The organism is Paenibacillus sp. FSL H8-0175, from assembly GCF_045040615.1.
In the GTDB taxonomy this organism is placed as follows: Bacteria; Bacillota; Bacilli; order Paenibacillales; family Paenibacillaceae; genus Paenibacillus_AQ; species Paenibacillus_AQ odorifer.
Genome location: NZ_CP150299.1, coordinates 5,384,625 through 5,406,806, shown reverse-complemented (window position 1 = coordinate 5,406,806; position 22,182 = coordinate 5,384,625). Strand labels below are relative to the sequence as shown.

Sequence of the window (22,182 nt, the reverse complement as noted above, 5' to 3'; positions counted from 1 at the left end):
TCTCAAACGCCGAATAGTTGCAGTTTGTGCACTTAAACTAACCTTCCTTAGAGGATCTGGCGATATAGTTGCACTTTGTGCAATTACATCCACCAGATAACCGCCGAAAGCACCTAATCACGTTTTTTAACTGCACATAGTGCAATTAAAAGGAGAAGCACAACACACTCGGCTTTAATAGTTGCACAAAGTGCAATTATCCTGCCGCAGAAAGGCATTTCAGTATCCTCAGGAAACTCCCGGAACGTTTTTTATAGAAATAATATGAAGAAATCGTAGCATAACTTTAAACAGCCTGTAACTTCCCCTCCTGAATAAAGCTATATACTGTTACTAGAATTATGGGTAATTATTCATAAGGTGGATGGATTGAGTATTTTATGGGAGGGTTCAAGAATGAATCATATAAATAATAATAGAAGGCTATGGCGGCGCTGGTTAAGCTTTGGAATATGTGCAGCACTCCTATTACCTTTAATTTCTGAAAGCAGGCATACAGCCTGGGCGGAGGCTTCTAAGCCATCTACAGAACAGCGCGTGTTACGTATTGGCAGCCTCTGGTCTGGAGAGGACGATTCTTCTTTTCGTCAGCAGTTTACAGATATGTATGAATTGCAGCATCCTGAAATCAAACTTGAGATTATTCCAGCCATCAATATGAATGAGCTTCGTTTTGACAGCACCTATCCAGAGGTTAACCCAGATAATCTGGAGAATATCCGAGCAATTATGGGCGGTGCACAGCCGGTTGATGTAATCGTCGGTGATAGTACATTGGTGAAGAGTTTGGTGGAACATAATCTGGTGCAACCGCTGGAGCCGCTTATCGCACGAGATCAATATGATTTAAGCAATATGGCGCCTACGATGCTAAGTGGAGTTCGTGAGCTGGGTGGAGGAAGTCTTTACGCGTTAGCGCCGACTTTTATGTCGAGTGCGTTATATTTTAACAAAGGTATTTTTGATGCTGCTGGTGTAGGTTATCCGACAGATGGAATGACTTGGGATGAAGTGTTCGCGCTGGCCGAAAAGGTGACCAAGAAATCGACAAATAAAGATAAGCGTATATATGGCTTTTCGATGAACCGTTATATGAGCGATCCTTTCTGGGATATGCAGACCTATGTCTCACCGCTGGAGCTTGCTATGTATGACAACAAGGGACATAAGATGGAGGTAAACCAAACACAGTGGAGTCAAGCTTGGACGACCTACAGCCAATTGGTGAAAAAGCAAATTACACCTGGGTTAAACGGTATGGATTTTATAGAAACAGAACGGAGTACCTATAGTCCTGTCCAAGGGGATCTCTTCCTTACCGGAAAAGCTGCAATGGTAATTGGAGAATACGATTATCTTAATGAGCTTGCAGGTGTGAGCCGCAATGCAGCAAAAATTAAAAATTATAATCCTGTCGATTGGGGTTTCGTTACCGTACCTACTTTTAAGGAGAAACCAGGAGTGGCTGTAGGTACTTGGGTAGGTAATATGATGGCTATCAACACTATGGCTGCTAATAAGGAAGATGCGTGGGATTTGATCAAATTCGTCAACAGTAATGAAGTAGCTAAAATTAAAGCCCATACCCGCGGGGAACTAACTTCCCGTAAGGATTACATTACTACGAAAGTACCTTCAGTAAATCTGGAGTCCTTCTATACGCTTAAACCATTACCAGCCAATGATCCTTTGATGAACGTCCTACAAACACAGAAGCCTGGAATTAGCCGTATTAACGATGTTGGGCGTCAACTGTTCACAGAAGTTTATCAGGGCAAGAGAACGGTCGAGAGTGCACTTAAAGCTTGGGAGAAGCAAGGGAATACGATGCTGGGTACGCTCGAAAAAGATCCCACATATTATTTTGACTCCATAGGGGATTGAGTTTTGGAATATGTAGAAGCCACCGGATTTCCGGTGGCTTATTTTGTGGAACTTGGGCATGATAAGTTCAGAGCAGCGTAAGATTAATTTGCGAAAAGGAGAAGAGGGCATCATGAATTGGATATACTTCGCGAAACTGTTCAGAACGAGATTTCAAGCAGGCTGTTTGGCAAAAAGACTGGAGCAAGATGGCTGGATTTATGGCTATCATGACCCAAGTTTTGTGGAGATTTATCGATCCCGCAAAGGAAGATATGGGGTTAGATTTTTGCCTTGAGAACTTTTACAAATTCATCCTTGACGTAGACCCATTTTGTACTGTATATTATTTATTGTCGCTGTTTGAATATTATTTCTGACGCGGGGTGGAGCAGCCCGGTAGCTCGTCGGGCTCATAACCCGAAGGTCGCAGGTTCAAATCCTGCCCCCGCAACCAATTTTATTACAACAGCAATTGTACATTCGGATATTTTTAGATCCGGGCCCTTAGCTCAGTTGGTTAGAGCGGTCGGCTCATAACCGATTGGTCGGGGGTTCGAGTCCCTCAGGGCCCACTTAGAGAAAACCCTTACGTAGTAAGGGTTTTTTGCTGTCTATAGGCTCCTTGTAAGTAGAAGTGGAAGAGTTGGAAAAGCGACAAAATAGAAAATGATCACATTTTGGTCACGGCGTTGTTAGATCCTCTGGTTTTATCACAGATCATCTGGAAAACGGTAAAAAGTATGTATTCTGTGGAATTGCCCTACTCTTGTATAGGAAAGGGGACAGTCATGACATATAGACTATTAAGTAGCAAGCACCATACGCCGTAGATTTTGATTGAATTAAAAGCATGTCCAATACGCTGAAATTGATGATTTCTTTGAACAGGTTAATGCTGAATTTTGATAAGAAGCAATAGAGGATGCCGCATATTCGCTCGGCATCCTTTATTGCAAGTGGATATACTAACTTAACAGCCTTTTAATTTATCATCAGAAGTTGATTAATAGCTTATTGATTATCACCAAACCAGATGTTCTCTGTACCGGTCCGCGTGTCTGTCCATACGCTCACTAGACGGCCTGTTTGAGGGACGATGGCATTACCGATGTAGTCCCCAATTAGGGGGATGCCGGTGACGTCAAAGGAAGTTGTTGTTATCCGGGTGTTTGTATACGTCATACCGCCATCTCTAGATGTTGCTAGATAAACATCAAGGTTGAGGGGGTTGACTCGATTAGTGTAATAGGTAACGAATATTGCACCATCCGCAGGGGATACGGTGATGGCTGGGAAAAAGTTTTGGGAGCCCACAGGACTACCTGTAATGGATATTGGTGCCCCCCAATCCACACCAAAATTAGTGGAGATAGCAAGAAAAATATCAGAATAACCTTCTCGAAAATCTTGCCATACAGCATAGACATTCCCTCGCGTCGTCGGTGCATTAGAAATATCTGCTGCGAGGGAAGGGTATGTCAGACATCTAAATGTATATCCCGGCAATGGATCTGGTGGGACTACAACGCTGGCGACCATGGTTTCAGGAGTAAAAGTGACCCCACCGTCTGAGGATGTGCGAATTTTAAGATCAGTATTACCGGGAGGCTGATTGATCCATCCCACGATAACAATCCCATTTAATGTAATTGCTATACCGGGGAATTCTTCGAATTCTTCGACCGAAGACAGCAGGGAGGGACTGGAATAGGTACTACCGTTATCTAGGGAACGATTGAAGAATATCGTATTTCCCGGTATGAATTGTGTGTTGTAATCATGCGTATAACCAGTATATACATTTCCAAAAAAAGGACTTGATCCAGCTTTGTCGGTGACAACGACCACCTGATCATCATTTACAAACTGCCCAAACCCTTGATTCACGATGACTGGCGGTCCGAATGAAGAGGCATTGTCGGCAGATGTATAGGAGACGATCGACCCGCTGAGACCGTCTGAATCGAAGGCGTGGGCTAATACTACGAAAGTGGTCGGGAAAATATAATCAATATGTGGTGCTTCGATGCCTGCAAATCCTGTCGGTAACGGCAATAACGTTGTTGTCCAAGTGGCACCTGCGTCAATAGATTTGTATAAACCTATATTAGGAGGGCCTAATCGAAGATCTACAGCTACGGCAACCATAACTGAAGGATTAAGCCAATTTACCGCGATGGTGGGCTCAAACTGAACGCTTGCGCTCGGTGAAAGTTGAATATTAACCATGCAAAGCTCCTTTCGTCATAGAGTTTTTGGTACTTACGGGTTCAGCTGAGCTATGAAAGTAAGTTCGGATTGAAGCACTCTTTGATGGGGGATGACGTTTCCTGACGAATCCGTTCCGAACACCGTGATAATCGTGTCTGCCGGTGCGTTTCCAGTTACGAGAAATTGGACTTCATAAGCTGAATTGCCTGCGATATTAAAACTGAGGAACTGGCTGGTGTTAGCATTAACATTTAATGAGTTGGAGTAGACTAAACCTTTACTAACCAAGGTATTCCATACGTAAACGTGATAGACTACGTTAGATGAAAAACTAAGGTTGTCATTATCGATATTAATGACCACGTTGGATGCTGGGGTAGTCCCTGTGTTCGTAATAATGCCTGTTGTTGTTGCCATGAGCTTCACCTCTTTATTAGTTTGCTATATATATATGAATTGAGATTCATTGTGTTTGGACAAGGGAATCAGAAAAATCGCGGAAATGAATACTGAGAGGTCTAATTAGGTGGGGAAATACAAATAAAATTTCAGCATGATCTGAAGATAACTTGATTATAAGTTGAACAGCAATTGACGATTTTTACGACTTCTCTGCCACTGCTGATCTTGTAAGGCGCATGCAGGTAACTATTCGCTATCAGGAGGAGAATTTTAAGAATTTTAAATAGAAGGTCTGACATTCATTTTAAATAAATGTTATAATTATAATATCAGTGTGTAGAGATATTGGTCTTTTTTATTGGGCCAAAAATATATGTCTCATGATACGTCTGCCATCTGAAATATTATTCACGGAGATGACAAACATGCATGGAGACACAAGACTGCCCAGAAACGGAAAAGAAGGTATACTATTTTTACTCATTATTTCAATCATTTCAGTTAACACTATTGCCCCTATTATTGTGGGTTTGGAACGCGGCTTCAGTAAGGAAGTGTATATAGATACACTAAAGGTTATTCCGTTTATGTGGATGATCGTAGTTTTATCCGTAAGATTAGTTGCAGGACCGATTGTTGGAAAAGTGATGCCGAAATTCATGGGACAAACCGATGGATTTAATGCAAGGATTCTGTTGAATACTTTATTGAATGTCACAGTGTTATCTATTTTACTATCAATTATCGGCACATGGGTTGGGACAAAACAAATAAGCCTGGATCCACTTAAAAACTTTCTTCACATCTGGCCGAGAAACTTTGGAATAGCATTTTGGATTGAACTGTTGGTTGCGCAGCCGATAGCAAGATTTGCAATGAAAACATTACACGCAAGACAGGATCGAAAATCGGAAAGTGTAAATGCGTAACTAGCTAGAATTTTGTAGACGAATAAGAAAAAAAGGAGCGTCCATGGTGGGCGTTCCTTTTTTGTAGCAATCGGAAGTACCGAGAGGGACCCTGTGTTCCTTTGAAATTTGATTCGATAACAATTACGTGAACGATGCTTCTCCTGTCGGACACAGCTGACCCTTAAAGCGGTTTTTTTCCACATTTGCAATTCTAACGGACTCCATAGTCACTATTGGCATAAAAAGTACCGCATTTGAGCCTCTTTCTAGGCATTAGCGTCCATGGAGTCCGAAACCATGCTCTAAAGGCTGAAGATCAGCAAATAGCGACATCTGGGTCCGATAGCTCGAGGTGGAGGAGGTTAGTTCGTTAATTCGTTAGCTCGTTAGTGCCGTGCTCCTCACAGATTTAGTTGCAGAAATTACAATGAGAAGCAGCTTTTAAAGGAACAATCAGTAGTCTCACCTCTACAACCAGTATATCTAGTATGCGGGCTCGTAAACCATACAGTAAAGCACAAAACGGCACTGCTCCAAACCATGAAATGGTTTTGAAGCAGTGCCGTTTTTGTTAGCAGCCAGCTAAATTGTCCAATGGAGAGCAGGGCGACCGAAACGAGGTACTCAATTACTTCCGATCGCAGTCCCAGTCGCCGTCCCGATCGCAGTCCCGATCGCAGTCCCAGTCGCAGTCCCGATCGCAGTCCCGATCGCAGTCCCGATCGCAGTCCCGATCGCAGTCCCGATCGCAGTCCCGATCGCAGTCCCGATCGAGTCCCGATCGCAGTCCCGATCGCAGTCCCGATCGCAGTCCCGATCGAGTCCCGATCGCAGTCCTGACCGCCGTCCCAACCGCCGTCCCTGGGTTTCCACCAGCATCCCTAAAGTTTCATGCTGTCCCACAGCTGCTGGAATGCCCCGGATTCGACCTCGAAGAATGCCGGTGCTTGACCGTAGCGTACAAGTCCTTGACCGAACAGCGTCAGCTCTACTCGGGCGTTGTCTTCCAGCTGCAAATAGATGATCTTACGGTCTTCGCTGTCGTAGATGCCTTGCTCGATCAGCGGCTCTGCTGCCAGCGGTTTGGCAGCTTGGAGGGCTGTCAGGAAGCCATCAAGCGCCTCGCTATTGGCGATTGGCGCCTGCTGCTGGAGGCCGTTGTTCCAACTGTTGAAGCTTTCCCATTGAGCTGAAGTAACTCGGCCTTCAAGATTCAGCTTGCCGAACAGGTCGGCGCCGCTGTTTATGGTGATGCCGTTCGTGTGCTCATACAGTTCGGCGAATACCTCGCCGTTGATTACCGAATAGGACATAATCAGGAAGCTGGAGTCATAGCCCTTCACGGAATAGAGATCCGTTTCGCCGATGTTCGAGGCTAACTCAATATATTCGTCGTTACCGCTCCATTCGTTGATGCCGCCTGTGGTGCGTCCCAACTTGTCACCGCGCAGAGCAGCAGCATCGGCAGCGTCAATGCGAGTCGCTGACTGTGTATAAATATTATTTTTATACACGACCAAGGCGATCATATCTGCCTTCACGCCGGACTCCTTATCTGGCAGTTTCAGCTTGGGAATGACAATGCTGCCGGATGTAGCTGTGCCTGAATTGCCAGCATTGCTTGCTCCCGGAGTTACCTGGGCAACCTGCCCTGGGGAGCTCTGACTGTTCAACTGCTGCCATATACTAGGCCCAGCCAGACCGATTCCTGTGGCGAGCACGACACTTGCTACGATATAAACGGTTTTGCGCGGACGCTTCCGCTCCTGCCGCTGCTCTATTTTATTGAACAATTCTTTTTTCATCTCTTCACCTGGTTTCATCGAATCCACCGCTTTCTTATATGTTGTTCGAAACTGATCTTCCTTCACTGTGGTTCCGCTCCTTCCAGCTCCAGTTTTAACAGTTGCCGTCCCCGCTGAAGTCTCATCTTCACGGCAGACTGACTAATCTGCAGAATCTTGCTGATCTCCTGGATGGGATAGTCCTCGTAATAATAAAGATGGATTACGGTTTTATACTTCATGGGCATCGCCATAACTAACTGCAGCAGAGCCCAGTCTTCGGGGTTGTCTGCCGCAATTGGCTCAGCGCTCTCCAGTTTAACCTCGCGCTTGCGCCAGCCTCTGCCCAGTAGTGTTTTACAATGGTTGGTGATTACCCGGATCAGCCATGCCTTCTGATGTTCGGCATCTTTGAACTCCGGCGCTTTTTCTATTAGCTTGATGAAGGTATCCTGAGTGGCTTCTTCGGCATCTTGCCGGCTGCCTAGATGGACCAAAGCGATCCGGAACAGCATATCTGCGTAGATTTCGTAACTCTTCATCACATGATTTCCCGGCCGGGTCATGGATCGCTGCATGATACTGTGCCCCCCTTTACCTATAACACCATTTAGGACGGCATTAGGTCACATTTTGTTCCTGAGAAAATTCCTTTGTGTTTGAGCGTAAAGAATACCTATTCATAAATTATCTCCAGAGGCTTACGGACTCAGAAGTCGTTATTTGCATATTTATAGGCTTTTGAGCAGGTTCGCGGACTCCAGTGACGCTATTCCTTAAAAAGGAGGTCTTATATGGTGTTTTTCATGCCAATAAAGGCTATGGGGTCCGCTACACTTTGAAATGGAGGGTTATACCGCGCATAAGATCAACTGTGTCCGATAGCTGCTAAGAACCACGCCAATGTTATCTGTAGTCAGTGGACCTAATGTATAAAAAGGGGCTTCGTTACAAGTTTCAAGTTGCTTATCCATATCCTCTTTAATCAAGTGCATCGGCGCATGTCCTGGACCCTCTACCATCACCTGTCTACGCAAATGATGTTTACCTATTTAGAGCAGGGAAGATCAAAAAAACACGTTTGCCCAAGCAGCCAAGTGCTGACTGCTGGACAAACGCGTCTTTTTTATAGGGCAACTCCTTCACGGGAGATTCTCCTCGATATGTTTATATGTATAGCTAGGATCATTACCTTTAACAGGAGCCCTGCTGTATTGAAAGATCCTTCCGTTTTCTTTTCGATAAAAGTATCTTGCGTAGGGTTCGTCTGCAAAAATCACCGTGGTACTTACGAGGGGAGCTTTGGCAATCTGGGTGTATACTTTATCAAAATCTTCTTTCTTATAATTTCTCGTCTCTACTAGATAATGAATGACTTCTCTGTTCATATGATTTTGGAAGTAGTGGAAGGCTAAGGATGTTATCCCATAGATTAAAAGGATTAGAACGATGAAGATTAGTTTTGTTTTTTTCTTCATTAATTCCCTCCATATAAATAATTTGTATATAGTTATAAGATAATATACTGAGACTGGTATGTCATTCATAGATATATGGCGCAGGAAGAAGAGAAAATACTGGAGCTGAAGCAGCGAATTAAGATGCTGGAGGATCAGGTAAGTCCAAGGCTGCCGGGGGTGAAAATCTTTTAGTTTTTAATATGGGGTTTTGTAGGTGTATTCGTTATTCTAATTCTTATTGGTGTGATACAGTTTGTATTTGCATAACAGATTATACAAAAAGGCAGCAAATAACGATAGTAATCCAGGCGTAAGCGAACGAAGAATTGCCGGGACATACTATATTTGCTGCCTTTTAACTTATGAAGAATAATGATTCTCTTTTAGTCCTCTTTGGGTTCTTGCAATAAAATGGAGAAGGTCCCCGTTTCGTGATCCACCTCAATCGTCTCAATGCCCACGAAATCCGGGATTTCGGGGTGTACTGCATCTACATTATAATCCGGATGAGTCAGTAATAATTCAATTACTTTAATGGCTTCCATGTCGTTCCCCCTCACGAGAAATTCCACCATAAATGAATATGCAGAGCACTATTGCAACTAAGCTTATTATCTCCGTGATCCGTTGCGAATATGTGTCAGTCGTTCTTCGTTTCTTCCCATCACGGCCAATAATTGCCCTTGGAACACACGTCTTTGGATCTGATCAATCCGCTGTAAGGCTAGCTCGGCAGGTACTTGGAATTCTGCTGCAAGATAGGAGATGGCATCTTCCCGTTGCTCAGGCAATGTCATGCGGGAGATCATGGAGTAAGGCATCGCCGCATACAAGATAAAACGCTCGGATTCATCCTCCTGTGCCCGCGTGAAATGCTCTGGCATCAAGGTCTGATTATCACTGCCATGGCGAAGGAGGTGACACAGTTCATGAAGAAACTCTAGCCGTTGAAGATTGGCTGGAAGGCGGTTGTCGATAAACAGGCTGTACATCCCTGCAGACGCTTCAATGCTCTTGCTTTTCACATCCAAATAATGAACCCAGATATTAAGCCGTTCTGCAATATACGATATTGAAATTTGTGAAGGCTGATGAAGATTTAATCGCTTGTATAAATCCTCCGTCCATTTCTCAAGCACAGTCATTTGATAATATGATTTCATGTTCTCCAACTTATTCACCTCGTTTAAAATCACTAATAAATCACTAATGGGATCGTATGTTCGCATAAATGCGCAAAAGAAAAGCCCGAAGGGCTATGTAGAGTAAAAAAATGCTAAGGATACACAGGAACATTCGTTCTCATGTATCCTTAGCATAAAGCAATTACACACTAATATCAAGTGTTTTTCCCAAATTCGGAGCAACGCTTTTGCCCAGCATTTCCACCATGGTTTGGCTCTGGGTTTCAGCCTGATTCTTGGCAATATTCATGACCTGTATCCCAACATTTTGAGCTAAGGATGCTTGGCTCATTGCCATTGATAATGCAGCTATATCCATATTGCACCTCCTTTGTGTATATCCTGTTTATCGACTGTCCACCTTCAATTCATTAGGTGATTGGCATTTGTTTGCCAATTCGCCCAAACGGCTTATCTCCTTTTTACATATCTTGTGCTGTAGTCATTAATCATTAGGAGGAATTGAAAATGGGAATGGAACATGGTTGTGGTTGTAACGTAGGTCCGGTAGTAAGTCCAGCATCAGTAGGTCCGGTGTGTAGTCCTTGGACTTCAACAGGAGCAATTCTGGTACTTTTCATCTTGCTGGTTATCATCACTAAAGCTTGCTTATTCTAAGTTAGCTGATGTGCAGTGTAGCCCTATCTGGCGAATGCCAGGTGGGGCTATTCTATTGCCTGGGGCTGGTCAGACAGACCGTTATTTAAACATAAATTCTACCCGGGTTCCGTCTGCATAATCCTCCAGCTGATTGCCAACCCAGCTTCCTGCCCCGCGGTTATCGCTTGGCGTTATGTATTCAATGTCGGCACCAACGCCGCCTTCCTTACACATAGCCATTGGCCATTCATCCCGGTCATATCCCTTTTTAGTGGGAATCCCTTTTAAGGACTCTTTACGGTTCTCTTCAGCCTGCTCTCGGTTAATCGTACATGTGGCGGATTCACCCTTCGCAATGGCATCCTGAATATGTTTGGCGGTCTCAGGATAGCGGTCTGATGGGAAGGTTAGCTGAACAACACTCGAATCGGATGGAGACGAGGGGTCTGTAGGCTCTCCGTTTTGTTCAAACCAGTAACTAGCCAAAGCAAGTAATGCAACAATGATGAGACTGGAGATCCATTTTTTCACTTTCAATTCTGCTCCTCCTTTTTTGGCACTTAAAATAGTATATCTTATATCATAATTCAGTGCGATTTAATATAATTAGGTAAAATAAAGGAGGGCGGAACTGGATATGGAGTACATAATTACCATTGAGGATCAGACGCTTATTGCGGCTGCCGAAGATATAATTACCAGGCGTTATGAATGGGGACGGCACCATGTGGGTGCAGCGCTTCGTACTAAAACAGGAGAGATTTTTACAGCGGTACATGTGGAAGCCAGCATGGGGAGGATTACAGTCTGTGCAGAGGCGATGGTGATTGGCAAAGCGATATCCGAAGGTTATAAGGAATTTGATACGATTGGTGCTGTAAGGCATTCTGACCCAGACAGCGAGGAAAAAGAGATTAAAGTAGTCTCTCCCTGCGGCATGTGCCGAGAGTTAATTGCGGATTATGGAATAGACTGCAAGATAATTGTATCGGAGGATGACCGATTAGCTAAATATGAAATCACTGAACTATTGCCTTTAAGGTACACGAGATAAGAAAAAAAGTAATGAGGAGCCGCGGAGCTCCTTTTTTTGTTGAGCCGTGAATTTATTCAGCAGTTCCTTATATCGTCCCAACTTATTTTACAACTTCATGTCCATTCGCTGAGTTCATGTCACTATCGTCCCCATACTATAACTTAAAAAGATTTAAAAGGATGGTGAGAATAGATGGAGCAGCGGATTATTCGTCAGATGGTTGATTCAGCATCAAGGTTCGTGGGCGATGTGCAGTGGCAGATGGCTTTTCGCAGATTACAAATGGCTCCGGCGGATTCGGGGCTGTCGTCCTCGGCTGAGCTATTGCTGAATACCCTCTATTACTTGCAGGGAAAGGGTGTGATAAGCGGCCAACATGATTATTTGGAAAGTGCAGACGAGCTCATGGAGAAGCTTAAAAATACGAGTGGGCAATATGCTGCGCTTCATGGCTACGAGCTGGGCGCAATCAATAATCAGTCACAGGCTCTAATTGACAATCAACGGAATTGGGTCGTCAGCAGTGCGATACGCTGGTCTAGGGCCGGCGGGATCGTAACGATGTGTTATCACGCTGCATTACCGGGGACAGCGCCAACTTGGGGGAATGTAAATACGAGCCTAAGCAATGCTGATTTTGATAAATATATAACCCCAGGTACCACCCAGTATAATGCTCTGTTAGCTGATCTGGATAAGATAGCCCTGTCGCTGAAAAAGCTTAATGACGCAGGGGTTCCTGTACTTTGGCGGCCGTATCATGAAATGAATGGTGGATGGTTTTGGTGGGGGCAAAAGAGCAATTACGCTGCATTGTGGAGCCTTATGTTCGATCGTTTTACCAATTATCATAAGCTGCATAATTTATTGTGGGTTTGGAGTCCAAATGCAAAAAATCAGTGGTGTGATGAGCCGGCAGAATACTATCCGGGCAGTGATAAGGTAGATGTGCTGGCGCTCGACATTTATGACGCGGATTTCAAGATTAGTCATTATGATAATTTATGGGATCTGGGTCGTGGCAAGCTGATTGCGATTGGTGAGAATGGAGAGCTTCCGTCTGCTGAACTGTTGTCCAAAACACAGCCCAAATGGTCTTATCAGCTGACCTGGGGGAAACTCCTCTATGAGAAGAATACCGATGCTGTGATAAAAGCTTTTATGAACGATAAAATGGTATTCACACGAGAGGAGTATGCTGCTGAGACCGCCGCTTTCGCTGCTATCGGGGATAGTGTGCTGGAGAGTGGACTCTGTGGCCAATATTACAATAACATGACGCTTAGCGGCACGCCTGCACTGTTGCGTACGGATGCCAATATTAACTTTTCATGGAGACAAGGTTCGCCTGATCCTGCCATTCGTGTAGATGCGTTCTCTGTGCGGTGGAGTGGGAAGCTGACGGCTGCTTTTAGCGAGGTGTATACCATTTATTCCTACTCTGATGATGGGATACGGGTATGGATTGATGGCGGGCTAGTCATTGATAGTTGGGTGAATCAGAGCGGCCAGGAACGAAAAGGGAGCATAAACCTGATTGCAGGTAAGCCGTATGAAATAAAGGTGGAGTATTATGAGAATGCGGGCGACGCCAGGGTTGTTTTGCAGTGGGAGAGTCCGAGCCAGATCAAGGGGGTTATCCCAGCGGGGGCATTTTATCTTCCTTAAAAAAGAGTACTTCAAGTGTGCAAGCGCAAGCAAAAAGCCCCGGTTTTCCGGGGCCTTTTTACGTATGAACGTCTTAAATTTGCTCGCGGTAGCTAATGTTGTTGGCGATCTTCTCGTCACGAACGGCTTTGCGCAGAACATCTTTGACGGTTTGGGCATCATGGATTTTTCGAAAAAGAAGCTGAGGCGCTGAGGCATCATCAGAAAATACAGTTAATGATCCAATGCCAAGCATCCGGTCCATTATAGACTGTTTTACGGATAAATCGCGTACGCGCAGCAATTCGATTTCTTCAACATTTTTACCGATAAGTCCGGTCTTTACCATAATACGCTGACTTGTAATGGTATATGAAGTTGTGTTAAGTCCTACGATTCCTTTGAGTCGATCCGAGATGCCGGCAGGTTTGCCTTTCCAGAGCACGACTTCTTGAATGACATGATTATCTACTGCGGGTCGATGAGCGGTTACTGGAGCGGTACCGTCAAGGCTGGTTCCACATTCTCCACAAAATTTAGCGCCCTGCTTGTATTCCGCTCCACAGGTGGTGCAATAAGGCATAAATACTCTCCTTTCCTGATCACAATTAAAATAATTATAACATAACAGTCATTTTACATATATTTCATTTGCGCTTTACACAAACCGACATTATCCTGTTAAGTGGAGGGATAAATAATGAAAAAAGCTTTACTAATAGGAATGCTGATGATGACTGTCATCCTTAGCGCCTGCAGCAATAATTCAACTTCATCGGCACCTGCCACGGAGGAAGAAGTGCAGGAGACCGTGCAAAACTTCTACAATGAAATGTCTAAACTTGAAGAGTCAGGAAAAACTTCTTTAGCGGATTTCAACGAAGCCATTGCTGGTTATTCAGCAGGAGAACTCACGGACAAGCAGTTGGAGAAGAAAATTAAGCAATTCCAGAGTACCGCAACTGATTTATCGAATCAAGCCGAGAAAGTAAAAATTTCCTCCAGCTTGCCGGAAGACATTCGTAAGTTGCTCGAAGAGTCTAAAGTTGCCTTTGAAAGTGCTTATTCTTTAAAAGAAGAGGCCTCTCAAGGTGCTGATTCCGCAAACGTTACGGCTGAGCAATTTAATGAATTGAATCAGAACGCTGATGTAGCGATGTTATTCGGTATTTCCAAGCTTAACGAGGCAAGAGAAGCAACAGGACTTATAGATTCCGAAGGTCAGGCTACCTCAGAGTCTGGGGACGTTGTTCAAGAATAAATCAAATCAGGCGCTGCGCAGTTTATCTGTCAGCGTCTTTTTGCTGCGAATTTTATCTTGAATAGATATACATTAATATACATCTTTTGAATAAAGAGTGACCCTTAAAAAGGTATCTTTTTCCTGATTATTGATTAATATGCGAAGATGCGGATATAATACAAACATACGTTCGTGTTCAGAGGAATAGATATATAATTAAGGAGGGGTTACCATGGGCAAAAAGCTGGAGAAAAACGGGCTGTGGGAAAGCAGCCGCATGATGCTGCCGGAGCATAAGATACGAATTATAAGAGATGAACGGGAAACGCTGCGCCGCATCAAGCCTATTCTGGATGAGCAGAAGCTGGAGGAGATTGAATGTACACTGGCTTTGTCGTTGCGGAGTCATGTACGAGTGACAGTTGTTCTTTTTGACCCTTTTGAAAATACGATGTTAAGTGGTTTTGTGACTTCCATTCACACCCACTCGCGTGAGTTTAAGCTGCAGTGGGCGGAGGAATGGAAGTGGATCGATGTGGATGATATTGTCGAGGTCTACATCGTTTAATGCTGAGAACCGTTGCCTTCGCTTTTCTCATAAGCGATTAAGGTAACGGTAGGATTACCGGTCAGATGTGCAATGGAAGCTTCAGCATTCCGAATAATTTCCAGTGCTTCTTCCTGTTCACTAAGGGCTGCAACTTTATAGCTATCGCTATGAATATCCATATGTCTCCCACCTTTCGTTAAATATTTTGTCCTTTTTTGTGGAAATCATCCTAAAGGGGACAGGGGTACAGGCAAATAGGGCAGCGGCATCATTGAATATACCAAAGGGGTGATTCTATGCTGACTTTGGAGCAATTGAGGGAAAAATCCGCGGCGCGTCTGGTCGGGCTTCATCCTGTCTTGGCGGCAGGTGCGAATGTTTTGATTCAGCAAAGCCATGCGAGAGGAGTCCCTATCGTTATTACTCAGGGTCTACGGACCATTGCTGAGCAAAATGCTTTGTATGCGCAGGGTAGAAGCAAACCAGGACCGATAGTTACCAACGCTAAAGGCGGTACCAGCTATCATAATTATGGTCTTGCGTTTGATTTTGCGCTTTTGCTGCCGAATGGCACTAGCCTTTCTTGGGATATCAATCGTGATGGTGATAAGGATAAGACAGCAGATTGGCAAGAGGTTGTACAGGAGGCTAAGCGGCTTGGTTTAGAATGGGGAGGGGACTGGACCTCTTTTAAAGATTATTCACATCTGCAAATGACTTTCGGTTTAACTATAGATCAACTTCGGGCAGGTAAACATCCAACGACGGACCAAGCCAAAGAGGCTTTAAAAAAGATTACCGGAGGGGATGATCAGGTGAACAAAGACGTTACAGTGACCATTAACCTAAACGGCCGCAAGCTTACCGATGGCGTTCTCGATACCGGAACAACTTATGTACCCATACGTGCGCTGGCTGAGGCGCTTGGAGCAAAGGTTACTTATGATGCTGTGACAAAGACAGTTAATGTAGTAAAAGAGTAAAACCACCATGCATAGACAGTGCCGTCCAAGGGGAAATTATCAGTGATAACTAACCTTAAAGGGAGGCATAACACTGTGAACAAGCTGATAACAAGCCTTGCATGCGGTACTGTATTATCAATGAGTCTAATGGGAGCTAGCTATGCATCAAATGCCGTGGGATCAGCAGCATTGGGCGGTATCCCAGCCGCGAATACCGGGATGGATGGGACTGCGGAACACACTCGGATGATGAATACGGAAGGCAATTTAATGAACGGCACCACGGGAACAATGAATCAGCATGAGAGCATTATGAAAGATAAGATCCGCATCGATGATAATTACAGACCTAACAACTACAACACCAATAACTACAATGACACCCGGAACAACTACAGAACCAACAGCACTGTCAACCCGGCAACCAACACCACACAGACCGGCAAATACCGTGCAACTAGTACAACAACGAATGCTGCAACTAACAAAGGATCTAATTGGGGCTGGCTCGGTCTGCTTGGACTTTTGGGTCTTGCCGGAATGAGAAGCAGAAGTGACGAGCGTAGATAATCCGCGTTTATAATAACCCGTATCGGTTCTGGCTGAACGGGTTATTTTTATTGTGAATAAAATTTTTTCGAAAAAGGATTGCGCGTTATCGATATTCATGATATTATATTTCTTGTCGCGTTATATGTGAACAACGTATGAAGCTTCAACACATAATATGCCGGGGTGGCGGAACAGGCAGACGCACAGGACTTAAAATCCTGCGGTACGTGAGTACCGTACGGGTTCGACCCCCGTCCTCGGCATCCTTGATTTATAAGGGTTTTTTCCGGAAAACCTTGGTTTTTGAAACAGTTTGGGAGAGAACTTTTTATAGAGTTCTCTCCTGCAGTTCTCTCCTTTTTCCGGAGGAGAGAACGAGGAGAAGATCGCATGACTCTCAGTAGTATTGAGGGTTATTCGATCTTTTTTTATTAAAAGATCAGGATACTACTCATTGTTGATGCTGAAGATACTTTGGAACTGTATTCCAAGTGAGAATAAATGTCGGCTGTTGTGGAATAGTTGCTGTGTCCCAGCCATTCCTGAATTTCTTTCATACTGACTCCATTGGCGAGTAAGAGGCTTGCACAACTATGACGCAGGTCGTGATAACGGATATGACGCAAACCATTTTTTTTAAGATTTCTAGTAAAGTTTTGTGTGATATAGCCGGGTTTAACTCGTTGTCCTAACTTATCCAAATAGATATACTCCTCATAATCAGTACAATATGATTTACCACATATGGCTTTATTAAGAGCTTGAAGCTCACGAATACGTAGCAGTAATTCTTCAAAGGCTGGCACAAGAGGCAAGGTGCGGCGGCTCGGTTTGTTTTTAGTTCTCTCCTTTTCAATGATGTGTTCTTTTCCCTCAAAATAAACCGGAGTTACAGTATGACGAATACTTATCGTTTTGTTAACGAAATTGATGGCAGTCCACTTAAGTCCAATCACTTCACTTCTTCGCAATCCATAAAATGCAGCAAGAATGACCGCAAGTTCAATCAGTTCGCCCTTAACTTTTTCAAATAGGATATTAATCTCCTGCTTGTTGTAAAAACTGCCGACAAAATCATTCTTCTTAGGTCGTTCAATTTTATCTGCGGGATTAGTGTTAATTAAATCATTTTTGAGAGCATGTTTTAGTGCTTTGCGAATATTAGCGTGATAATGGAGAACTGTGTTGGTTGTCACTCCATTTTTGTCAAGCTCATATTGATAATAATCTTGAATATGACTTGGTAATAATTCTTTGAGAAAAAGTCCCTTTTCTTCAAAGTAAGGAACAACATGATTTGTTATAATATTGTGGTAAGATGCGTAAGTGATAAATTCAACCTTGTGTTTCATCATTGCTAGCCACTGAAGCATGAAGACAGAAAATAGTGGACCCTGATCAAATGGCTCATCGGCTGGCATTTCTTCGCTAATTTCTTCAACTATCGGTTCTTCCTCAGGAACATTTAAAAGAAGAGTAAATTCCCTCCTTGTCTCTAATAGCAATGCTTCTGCTCTTTTTTTGTTTCCTTTTACCGTAAGGCCAGTAGGAATCCACTTTGGTTTTCTCTGACCTTCCTCATCCTTGCAATTCAAGACCATATAAAAAAGACCTTTTTTTTCTTGTAGGTGGCCTGCTACCATGAATATTCCTCCTTCATAGCAGCCCGCATTTCTCCTACCATTGACGTGTTAATTATAACACGCGTGGAAGGGGCGGTTCAATGCACTAAAGTGTTAAAGTGAGGAGGGTTAAAAGTGTGGTTGAACAAATTAAGATATAGTAGGATATTTATTTTAGGGATTTTATAATTGCGCCCAATCTTAAAATGATGAATTTTATTCTCTTGTAAAAGCTTATAAGCAGTCTTATTACTTATACCGCCAAGCATCTCACGCATCTGTACAACAGTGACAATGTCAGGAAAATCATGATATATTACAGCGTACATATCTGGAAGTTCTTTATGTTGGTAAAAATCACTCTTCATTAGTAAATTCTCCTTTATAACGGAATCTTAAGTAAAATAAACTTAGAAAGTTGTTTTTTCAGAGATAAATAGTCTTTATCAAGCTGCTGATGGTGTGCAACATCATAACTCCGGCAGTACCGAAGTTCCCCCTCATCCGAGCAGGCCGCCCCCAATACAGTAACGTTGGCCGGGCGGAAGTATCATTATCCCTCTTACTTGTTATGGCGATTCAAACCTACCATGGATTGATTTGAGCCAGAAGATGATCGCTCAGAGCTTTGGGATTTGTATGTATAATCCTAAAACCCATCATGGCGCTTCTGCTGCGTCGCTTCTGTATTTTTACAGAGCAAAGAGGAACGTACTTGATAAAAGACTTCTTTAATTATCAAAGGACACCGAAAATTTAATTACTGATAAATAATAGAGGATGTATTATTTATCTATTACAATTAAAAAATCTCCTCTGTATTTAAATGGTATTTAGTATTTGTGAATACAACCAAAAATAATAACATTGGCAATTAAATTGCCAAAAATAAGTAAATTATTTCAATGAATTATTTATATAACGATCTAGATCAAATCGACGGACTGCCATTATAAAAGAAATAATTAGGTGCTGTCTACAGTCTTCATTATATTGACCGTTGTGCCATGCATATTTATAGATTAATCGCTCATATCGAAAAATTAATTCTTCTTCAGCTAGCCTATCCCCACCCTGAGCTAACTCAATAAGATCCATTACTTCCCTCAAACGATTACCTCCTTTCTATGGAAGGTTCCAGTTTATAGTAGAAATGGGGGAGGGCATTCGGGGGGAATTTAACTCTACAACTCCAGTTGGTGCCTAAGTTTATCCAATAATGATCTTTTGGCTTTACTGACAGCTTGTTGAGTTAATCCGAATAAACAAGCAATTTCAGAATCGGTCTTTCCTTCGAAATATTTTAAAGTTATAAGTTTCTTCTCCATTGGACTTAATGCTCTGATGACAGAACCTAAGTAATCTTGTATCTCTACTAATACAGTAGGAGAAAGGGAATAAGAATAGACCATAAGCTGAAAGTTATCAATATCTTCGCCCATTGGTTGAAGGTATTGAGCATCTCGATCCACTTTTCTGAAAAATTCACGACTAGTATGGAACAGACATGTTTGGATGTAACGACTAAATCCCTTTTCAACATCGGATGAAATTTTAGGTCTTTTGTTCATTATGAACATCTCCTCTCTTTCTCAAATAGAAAAAAAGTTCGAAAAAAACAACTTCAGACAAATAATTGTAAAAATATAAAAAATATTAATTATAGAGTCGAATTTGATCGTCGTGACATTATCGAAGAAATTTACAAATTCGGATTTTGCATGATTTAATTAGTTGCTTTAAAATTAAACCCACTTAGCTTGTAGTATAAAAACAGCAGGTCTCAATAAGGAGACCTGCTGTTTTTAATTTTTAATGTCTAGTGATTAAATTACAGGTAATAAATAAAGTATTTCAGATGATAGTGCGAGTGTATAGGGTTACACAAAAAGTGAAATGTTTCTTTAAAGGAGTATATATTCGGTTGTGAAAAAAAACACTTAGCAGTTCAATCGGCCACAACTTCTCATTCTATCTTAAAGAACTATTGATCGTCATTCTAACAGTTTGAAGACTTTTTCAATGACACTTTGACGACTATTACAGGATATGATTTTAAATTGCATCAACAAATAACAATCTGAATTCTATGAATATGTACATGGATTTAAGGTTATGTAGAAGAATTGTTATTGGGTCAAGAATAAGCTTGTAGAGTATATTTTTAATCTTTTATTTAATTAGTCGTAAAAGTGTTAGTCTATTAGTCGTCAAACCGTTAGAAGACCAATGGGTTATTCCTTAAAATGATGTTAGGCAACTTACAATACTTTGACAGCGGAGTAATAATCAACAATTCCTGTAGGAGGTTAATATGAAATATTTATGTAATCCAATTAACGTTGGCTACAAGTACCAGTTTAACCAGACTGAAAGTGGTAAAATATCTGTCTCCCGTGAGGCGGCTGATCCATCCATGATCAATTTTAAAGGCAGATATTATATGTTCCCGTCGATGACTTGCGGTTTTTTGTATAGCGATGATATCGCTACATGGAATTTTCATTCGCTTAAAAGTTTGCCCGCATACGACTACGCACCGGACGTGAGAGTTGTTGGGGATTATGTTTATTTCTGTGCATCCTCACACGAAATCTGCAACTTCTACCGTACTAAAGATTTGTTCAGTGATGAGTTCGAGGAAATCAAGAGTACTTTTCCATTTTGGGATCCTAATTTGTTTGCAGATGACGATGGAAGAGTCTATTTATACTGGGGATCGTCAACTAGTTTGCCCCTTTACGGCATCGAACTTAACCCTGCAGATATGACGTCTATTGGTGAGAAAAAGGAATTGATCTTCGGTAATGTTGAGGATATTGGATATGAAAGATCGGGGGAAAACCACATACCACCTCATTCACCAGGGAAAATGACCGAGATGCTGAAGAATTTTGAGGAAAGTAAAGACAACATACCAGAAGAATTGAGAGCTGCAGCGCTGGCTTATGTAACGGGGGCCCCCTATATCGAGGGAGTATGGATGAATAAGCATAACGATGTGTACTATCTGCAGTATGCAAGTCCTGGCTCCCGTTATAACATTTATGCGGATGGGGTTTATGTGGGGGATAGCCCGTTGGGGCCTTTCAAGCTTGCCAAAAACAATCCGTACTCCTATAAGCCCGGCGGATTTATAGCTGGAGCTGGGCACGGCTCCACTATGAAAGATGAGTATGCGAATCTATGGCATACAGCCACCATGCGCATAGCCAAGAACCATAATTTTGAACGCCGCATTGGTTTATGGCCGGCAGGATGGGATGATGACGGAGAGTTGTTCTGCAATCAACGTTATGGTGACTGGCCAATCAAGGTAGATTTGGCCAAGCACGACCCGTGGGCACAACCGGAATGGATGCTGCTCTCCTACGCCAAGCCGGCAAATGCCTCTTCTTGTGCAGAGGATTATATCACCACCAGTGTAACAGACGAAAACGTTCAAACCTGGTGGAAGGCAGCATCGAACAAGCCGGGTGAGTGGATCGAGATCGACCTCGGCCAAGAATATGATGTTCATGCTGTACAGATTAATTTTGCGGATGATGGTCTATTTCTGTCTCCTCCGGATGGAGTAGAGTTTAGGGGCGAACTGGGTCAGGTGCGATGGATAGATGAAACTCCGCAGCCGACGCGATGGGAGCTGGAGGGGTCGGCAGACGGGAACACCTACTTCTTTATCGAAGACAAGAGCGAAGTGAACACAGATCTCCCCCACGACCTGGTAGTCATAGAGGAGGGGATAAAGGCAAGGTATATTAGACTCACAATCACTTCTCTTCCATACGAACAGGTTGCTTGCGTATCCGGATTACGAATATTCGGGCTTGGCAGCGGACCGGCCCCCGAACAAGCAACGGCTATTACAATAGAACGATTAAGTGATCTAGACATTGAATTAAGCTGGAAGGGCAATGGCACGGGCTATGTTGTAGAGTGGGGTTACTCACCTGACAAGCTCTACCACAGCTATCAGGTTTTCGGACAGAGCGTAAGAATTGGCGCACTCGTGAAAGGCCAGGATGTCTATGTAAGAGTAGATAGCTACAACGACAATGGTATTACAGAAAGTGACGTAATCAAAGTATAGTTAGCGGTTGCAAGCAGGCAAGGTACAATCACTCAATAAAAATAGAGAGACTGTACCTT

General features: G+C 43.1%; 26 protein-coding genes, 3 tRNA genes and 1 pseudogene. 14 read left to right on the top strand and 16 right to left on the bottom strand.

The genetic code is table 11. The features are described from left to right. Window positions 1–396: 396 nt before the first annotated feature. From MHH46_RS24040 to MHH46_RS24025, 4 genes are all read left to right on the top strand, one after another. Window positions 397–1,884, top strand: a complete 1,488-nt coding sequence (locus MHH46_RS24040) for an ABC transporter substrate-binding protein (protein WP_076192035.1) — start codon at window positions 397–399, stop codon at window positions 1,882–1,884. Between the two features lie 112 nt (window positions 1,885–1,996). Continuing rightward, a complete protein-coding gene (locus MHH46_RS24035; RefSeq protein ID WP_167347621.1) occupies window positions 1,997–2,161 on the top strand; it encodes a hypothetical protein in 165 nt (54 codons plus the stop codon). A gap of 82 nt (window positions 2,162–2,243) precedes the next feature. Further along, a tRNA-Met gene (locus MHH46_RS24030) sits at window positions 2,244–2,320 on the top strand. A gap of 44 nt (window positions 2,321–2,364) precedes the next feature. Next, window positions 2,365–2,438, top strand: a tRNA-Ile gene (locus tag MHH46_RS24025). A gap of 439 nt (window positions 2,439–2,877) precedes the next feature. Here MHH46_RS24025 and MHH46_RS24020 read toward each other — a convergent pair. Both MHH46_RS24020 and MHH46_RS24015 read right to left on the bottom strand, forming a co-directional pair. Then, window positions 2,878–4,095: a sialidase family protein gene (locus MHH46_RS24020; protein ID WP_076192033.1), complete on the bottom strand. Its 1,218-nt coding sequence runs from the start codon at window positions 4,093–4,095 to the stop codon at window positions 2,878–2,880. Window positions 4,096–4,128: 33 nt separating this feature from the next. Next, window positions 4,129–4,494, bottom strand: a complete 366-nt coding sequence (locus MHH46_RS24015; protein WP_042191062.1) for a hypothetical protein — start codon at window positions 4,492–4,494, stop codon at window positions 4,129–4,131. Window positions 4,495–4,904: 410 nt separating this feature from the next. Between MHH46_RS24015 and MHH46_RS24010 the strand changes: the two genes are divergently transcribed. Further along, window positions 4,905–5,408, top strand: a complete 504-nt coding sequence (locus MHH46_RS24010) for a hypothetical protein (RefSeq protein WP_076192030.1) — start codon at window positions 4,905–4,907, stop codon at window positions 5,406–5,408. An 863-nt stretch (window positions 5,409–6,271) separates the two neighbouring features. On the opposite strand, the gene MHH46_RS24005 is transcribed toward MHH46_RS24010, so the two are convergent. The 7 genes and pseudogenes from MHH46_RS24005 to MHH46_RS23975 form a co-directional block, all read right to left on the bottom strand. Beyond that, entirely contained in the window at window positions 6,272–7,261 is a 990-nt protein-coding gene (locus MHH46_RS24005) for a hypothetical protein (RefSeq protein ID WP_081387834.1), read from the bottom strand. Next, complete coding sequence (locus MHH46_RS24000) at window positions 7,258–7,752, bottom strand: RNA polymerase sigma factor (protein ID WP_076192027.1); 495 nt, start codon at window positions 7,750–7,752, stop codon at window positions 7,258–7,260. The genes MHH46_RS24005 and MHH46_RS24000 overlap by 4 nt, the downstream gene beginning before the upstream one ends. A gap of 330 nt (window positions 7,753–8,082) precedes the next feature. After that, window positions 8,083–8,202: pseudogene (locus MHH46_RS23995) on the bottom strand (phosphomethylpyrimidine synthase ThiC); the annotation flags it as partial. 114 nt (window positions 8,203–8,316) lie between these two features. Next, window positions 8,317–8,652 carry a DUF3139 domain-containing protein gene (locus MHH46_RS23990; protein ID WP_076192025.1) on the bottom strand — a complete coding sequence of 112 codons (336 nt, stop codon included), beginning with the start codon at window positions 8,650–8,652 and terminating at the stop codon, window positions 8,317–8,319. Between the two features lie 365 nt (window positions 8,653–9,017). Next, window positions 9,018–9,179 (bottom strand): hypothetical protein, encoded by a 162-nt coding sequence (locus tag MHH46_RS23985; RefSeq protein ID WP_155288176.1) that lies wholly within the window; start codon window positions 9,177–9,179, stop codon window positions 9,018–9,020. A gap of 66 nt (window positions 9,180–9,245) precedes the next feature. Further along, a complete protein-coding gene (locus tag MHH46_RS23980; RefSeq protein WP_405132523.1) occupies window positions 9,246–9,863 on the bottom strand; it encodes an ImmA/IrrE family metallo-endopeptidase in 618 nt (205 codons plus the stop codon). 97 nt (window positions 9,864–9,960) lie between these two features. Then, window positions 9,961–10,137, bottom strand: coding sequence for a YjfB family protein (locus MHH46_RS23975; protein ID WP_076098563.1), 177 nt, complete (start codon window positions 10,135–10,137; stop codon window positions 9,961–9,963). 149 nt (window positions 10,138–10,286) lie between these two features. Here MHH46_RS23975 and MHH46_RS23970 point away from each other — a divergent pair, with 149 nt between their 5' ends. Next, window positions 10,287–10,436 (top strand): hypothetical protein, encoded by a 150-nt coding sequence (locus MHH46_RS23970; RefSeq protein ID WP_155288175.1) that lies wholly within the window; start codon window positions 10,287–10,289, stop codon window positions 10,434–10,436. A gap of 81 nt (window positions 10,437–10,517) precedes the next feature. Here the strand turns inward: MHH46_RS23970 and MHH46_RS23965 are convergent, their stop codons facing one another. Further along, window positions 10,518–10,949 (bottom strand): NucA/NucB deoxyribonuclease domain-containing protein, encoded by a 432-nt coding sequence (locus tag MHH46_RS23965; protein WP_076192139.1) that lies wholly within the window; start codon window positions 10,947–10,949, stop codon window positions 10,518–10,520. A gap of 106 nt (window positions 10,950–11,055) precedes the next feature. Here MHH46_RS23965 and MHH46_RS23960 point away from each other — a divergent pair, with 106 nt between their 5' ends. Continuing rightward, window positions 11,056–11,472 carry a cytidine deaminase gene (locus MHH46_RS23960; protein ID WP_076192022.1) on the top strand — a complete coding sequence of 139 codons (417 nt, stop codon included), beginning with the start codon at window positions 11,056–11,058 and terminating at the stop codon, window positions 11,470–11,472. A 174-nt stretch (window positions 11,473–11,646) separates the two neighbouring features. Further along, entirely contained in the window at window positions 11,647–13,122 is a 1,476-nt protein-coding gene (locus MHH46_RS23955) for a glycosyl hydrolase (RefSeq protein WP_076192020.1), read from the top strand. A 73-nt stretch (window positions 13,123–13,195) separates the two neighbouring features. On the opposite strand, the gene MHH46_RS23950 is transcribed toward MHH46_RS23955, so the two are convergent. Further along, window positions 13,196–13,684, bottom strand: coding sequence for a PH domain-containing protein (locus MHH46_RS23950; RefSeq protein WP_076128858.1), 489 nt, complete (start codon window positions 13,682–13,684; stop codon window positions 13,196–13,198). Between the two features lie 117 nt (window positions 13,685–13,801). Here MHH46_RS23950 and MHH46_RS23945 point away from each other — a divergent pair, with 117 nt between their 5' ends. Together MHH46_RS23945 and MHH46_RS23940 are read left to right on the top strand one after the other, a co-directional pair. Beyond that, complete coding sequence (locus MHH46_RS23945) at window positions 13,802–14,362, top strand: hypothetical protein (RefSeq protein ID WP_076192017.1); 561 nt, start codon at window positions 13,802–13,804, stop codon at window positions 14,360–14,362. Window positions 14,363–14,576: 214 nt separating this feature from the next. Beyond that, a complete protein-coding gene (locus MHH46_RS23940) occupies window positions 14,577–14,912 on the top strand; it encodes a YolD-like family protein (RefSeq protein WP_076128863.1) in 336 nt (111 codons plus the stop codon). Here MHH46_RS23940 and MHH46_RS23935 read toward each other — a convergent pair. Next, complete coding sequence (locus MHH46_RS23935) at window positions 14,909–15,073, bottom strand: hypothetical protein (protein ID WP_169744799.1); 165 nt, start codon at window positions 15,071–15,073, stop codon at window positions 14,909–14,911. The genes MHH46_RS23940 and MHH46_RS23935 overlap by 4 nt on opposite strands. Before the next feature lie 117 nt (window positions 15,074–15,190). Between MHH46_RS23935 and MHH46_RS23930 the strand changes: the two genes are divergently transcribed. From MHH46_RS23930 to MHH46_RS23920, 3 genes are all read left to right on the top strand, one after another. Next, window positions 15,191–15,877: a M15 family metallopeptidase gene (locus tag MHH46_RS23930; protein WP_076192015.1), complete on the top strand. Its 687-nt coding sequence runs from the start codon at window positions 15,191–15,193 to the stop codon at window positions 15,875–15,877. A gap of 75 nt (window positions 15,878–15,952) precedes the next feature. Beyond that, window positions 15,953–16,429: a WGxxGxxG-CTERM domain-containing protein gene (locus tag MHH46_RS23925; protein WP_052097266.1), complete on the top strand. Its 477-nt coding sequence runs from the start codon at window positions 15,953–15,955 to the stop codon at window positions 16,427–16,429. A 159-nt stretch (window positions 16,430–16,588) separates the two neighbouring features. Further along, window positions 16,589–16,674 (top strand) — tRNA-Leu (locus tag MHH46_RS23920). Between the two features lie 168 nt (window positions 16,675–16,842). Here MHH46_RS23920 and MHH46_RS23915 read toward each other — a convergent pair. The 4 genes from MHH46_RS23915 to MHH46_RS23900 form a co-directional block, all read right to left on the bottom strand. Continuing rightward, window positions 16,843–18,054 carry a site-specific integrase gene (locus MHH46_RS23915; RefSeq protein WP_076192012.1) on the bottom strand — a complete coding sequence of 404 codons (1,212 nt, stop codon included), beginning with the start codon at window positions 18,052–18,054 and terminating at the stop codon, window positions 16,843–16,845. Between the two features lie 77 nt (window positions 18,055–18,131). Then, window positions 18,132–18,401 carry a helix-turn-helix domain-containing protein gene (locus tag MHH46_RS23910; RefSeq protein ID WP_179086289.1) on the bottom strand — a complete coding sequence of 90 codons (270 nt, stop codon included), beginning with the start codon at window positions 18,399–18,401 and terminating at the stop codon, window positions 18,132–18,134. Between the two features lie 529 nt (window positions 18,402–18,930). Further along, on the bottom strand, window positions 18,931–19,143 hold the full coding sequence (locus MHH46_RS23905) for a helix-turn-helix domain-containing protein (RefSeq protein ID WP_256716537.1): 213 nt from the start codon (window positions 19,141–19,143) through the stop codon (window positions 18,931–18,933). 74 nt (window positions 19,144–19,217) lie between these two features. After that, window positions 19,218–19,604: a sigma-70 family RNA polymerase sigma factor gene (locus MHH46_RS23900; protein WP_076192010.1), complete on the bottom strand. Its 387-nt coding sequence runs from the start codon at window positions 19,602–19,604 to the stop codon at window positions 19,218–19,220. A gap of 743 nt (window positions 19,605–20,347) precedes the next feature. Here MHH46_RS23900 and MHH46_RS23895 point away from each other — a divergent pair. Continuing rightward, window positions 20,348–22,123: a family 43 glycosylhydrolase gene (locus tag MHH46_RS23895; protein ID WP_076192008.1), complete on the top strand. Its 1,776-nt coding sequence runs from the start codon at window positions 20,348–20,350 to the stop codon at window positions 22,121–22,123. The last annotated feature ends 59 nt before the right edge of the window (window positions 22,124–22,182 follow it).

Bases quoted from the DNA above. Each gene is read 5' to 3' on its own strand.
- MHH46_RS24040 (WP_076192035.1), top strand. From the start codon at position 397: ATGAATCATATAAATAATAATAGAAGGCTATGGCGGCGCTGGTTAAGC.
- MHH46_RS24035 (WP_167347621.1), top strand. From the start codon at position 1,997: ATGAATTGGATATACTTCGCGAAACTGTTCAGAACGAGATTTCAAGCA.
- MHH46_RS24020 (WP_076192033.1), bottom strand. From the start codon at position 4,095: ATGGTTAATATTCAACTTTCACCGAGCGCAAGCGTTCAGTTTGAGCCC.
- MHH46_RS24015 (WP_042191062.1), bottom strand. From the start codon at position 4,494: ATGGCAACAACAACAGGCATTATTACGAACACAGGGACTACCCCAGCA.
- MHH46_RS24010 (WP_076192030.1), top strand. From the start codon at position 4,905: ATGCATGGAGACACAAGACTGCCCAGAAACGGAAAAGAAGGTATACTA.
- MHH46_RS24000 (WP_076192027.1), bottom strand. From the start codon at position 7,752: ATGCAGCGATCCATGACCCGGCCGGGAAATCATGTGATGAAGAGTTAC.
- MHH46_RS23990 (WP_076192025.1), bottom strand. From the start codon at position 8,652: ATGAAGAAAAAAACAAAACTAATCTTCATCGTTCTAATCCTTTTAATC.
- MHH46_RS23985 (WP_155288176.1), bottom strand. From the start codon at position 9,179: ATGGAAGCCATTAAAGTAATTGAATTATTACTGACTCATCCGGATTAT.
- MHH46_RS23980 (WP_405132523.1), bottom strand. From the start codon at position 9,863: ATGCGAACATACGATCCCATTAGTGATTTATTAGTGATTTTAAACGAG.
- MHH46_RS23975 (WP_076098563.1), bottom strand. From the start codon at position 10,137: ATGGATATAGCTGCATTATCAATGGCAATGAGCCAAGCATCCTTAGCT.
- MHH46_RS23970 (WP_155288175.1), top strand. From the start codon at position 10,287: ATGGGAATGGAACATGGTTGTGGTTGTAACGTAGGTCCGGTAGTAAGT.
- MHH46_RS23960 (WP_076192022.1), top strand. From the start codon at position 11,056: ATGGAGTACATAATTACCATTGAGGATCAGACGCTTATTGCGGCTGCC.
- MHH46_RS23955 (WP_076192020.1), top strand. From the start codon at position 11,647: ATGGAGCAGCGGATTATTCGTCAGATGGTTGATTCAGCATCAAGGTTC.
- MHH46_RS23950 (WP_076128858.1), bottom strand. From the start codon at position 13,684: ATGCCTTATTGCACCACCTGTGGAGCGGAATACAAGCAGGGCGCTAAA.
- MHH46_RS23945 (WP_076192017.1), top strand. From the start codon at position 13,802: ATGAAAAAAGCTTTACTAATAGGAATGCTGATGATGACTGTCATCCTT.
- MHH46_RS23940 (WP_076128863.1), top strand. From the start codon at position 14,577: ATGGGCAAAAAGCTGGAGAAAAACGGGCTGTGGGAAAGCAGCCGCATG.
- MHH46_RS23935 (WP_169744799.1), bottom strand. From the start codon at position 15,073: ATGGATATTCATAGCGATAGCTATAAAGTTGCAGCCCTTAGTGAACAG.
- MHH46_RS23930 (WP_076192015.1), top strand. From the start codon at position 15,191: ATGCTGACTTTGGAGCAATTGAGGGAAAAATCCGCGGCGCGTCTGGTC.
- MHH46_RS23915 (WP_076192012.1), bottom strand. From the start codon at position 18,054: ATGGTAGCAGGCCACCTACAAGAAAAAAAAGGTCTTTTTTATATGGTC.
- MHH46_RS23910 (WP_179086289.1), bottom strand. From the start codon at position 18,401: ATGAAGAGTGATTTTTACCAACATAAAGAACTTCCAGATATGTACGCT.
- MHH46_RS23900 (WP_076192010.1), bottom strand. From the start codon at position 19,604: ATGAACAAAAGACCTAAAATTTCATCCGATGTTGAAAAGGGATTTAGT.
- MHH46_RS23895 (WP_076192008.1), top strand. From the start codon at position 20,348: ATGAAATATTTATGTAATCCAATTAACGTTGGCTACAAGTACCAGTTT.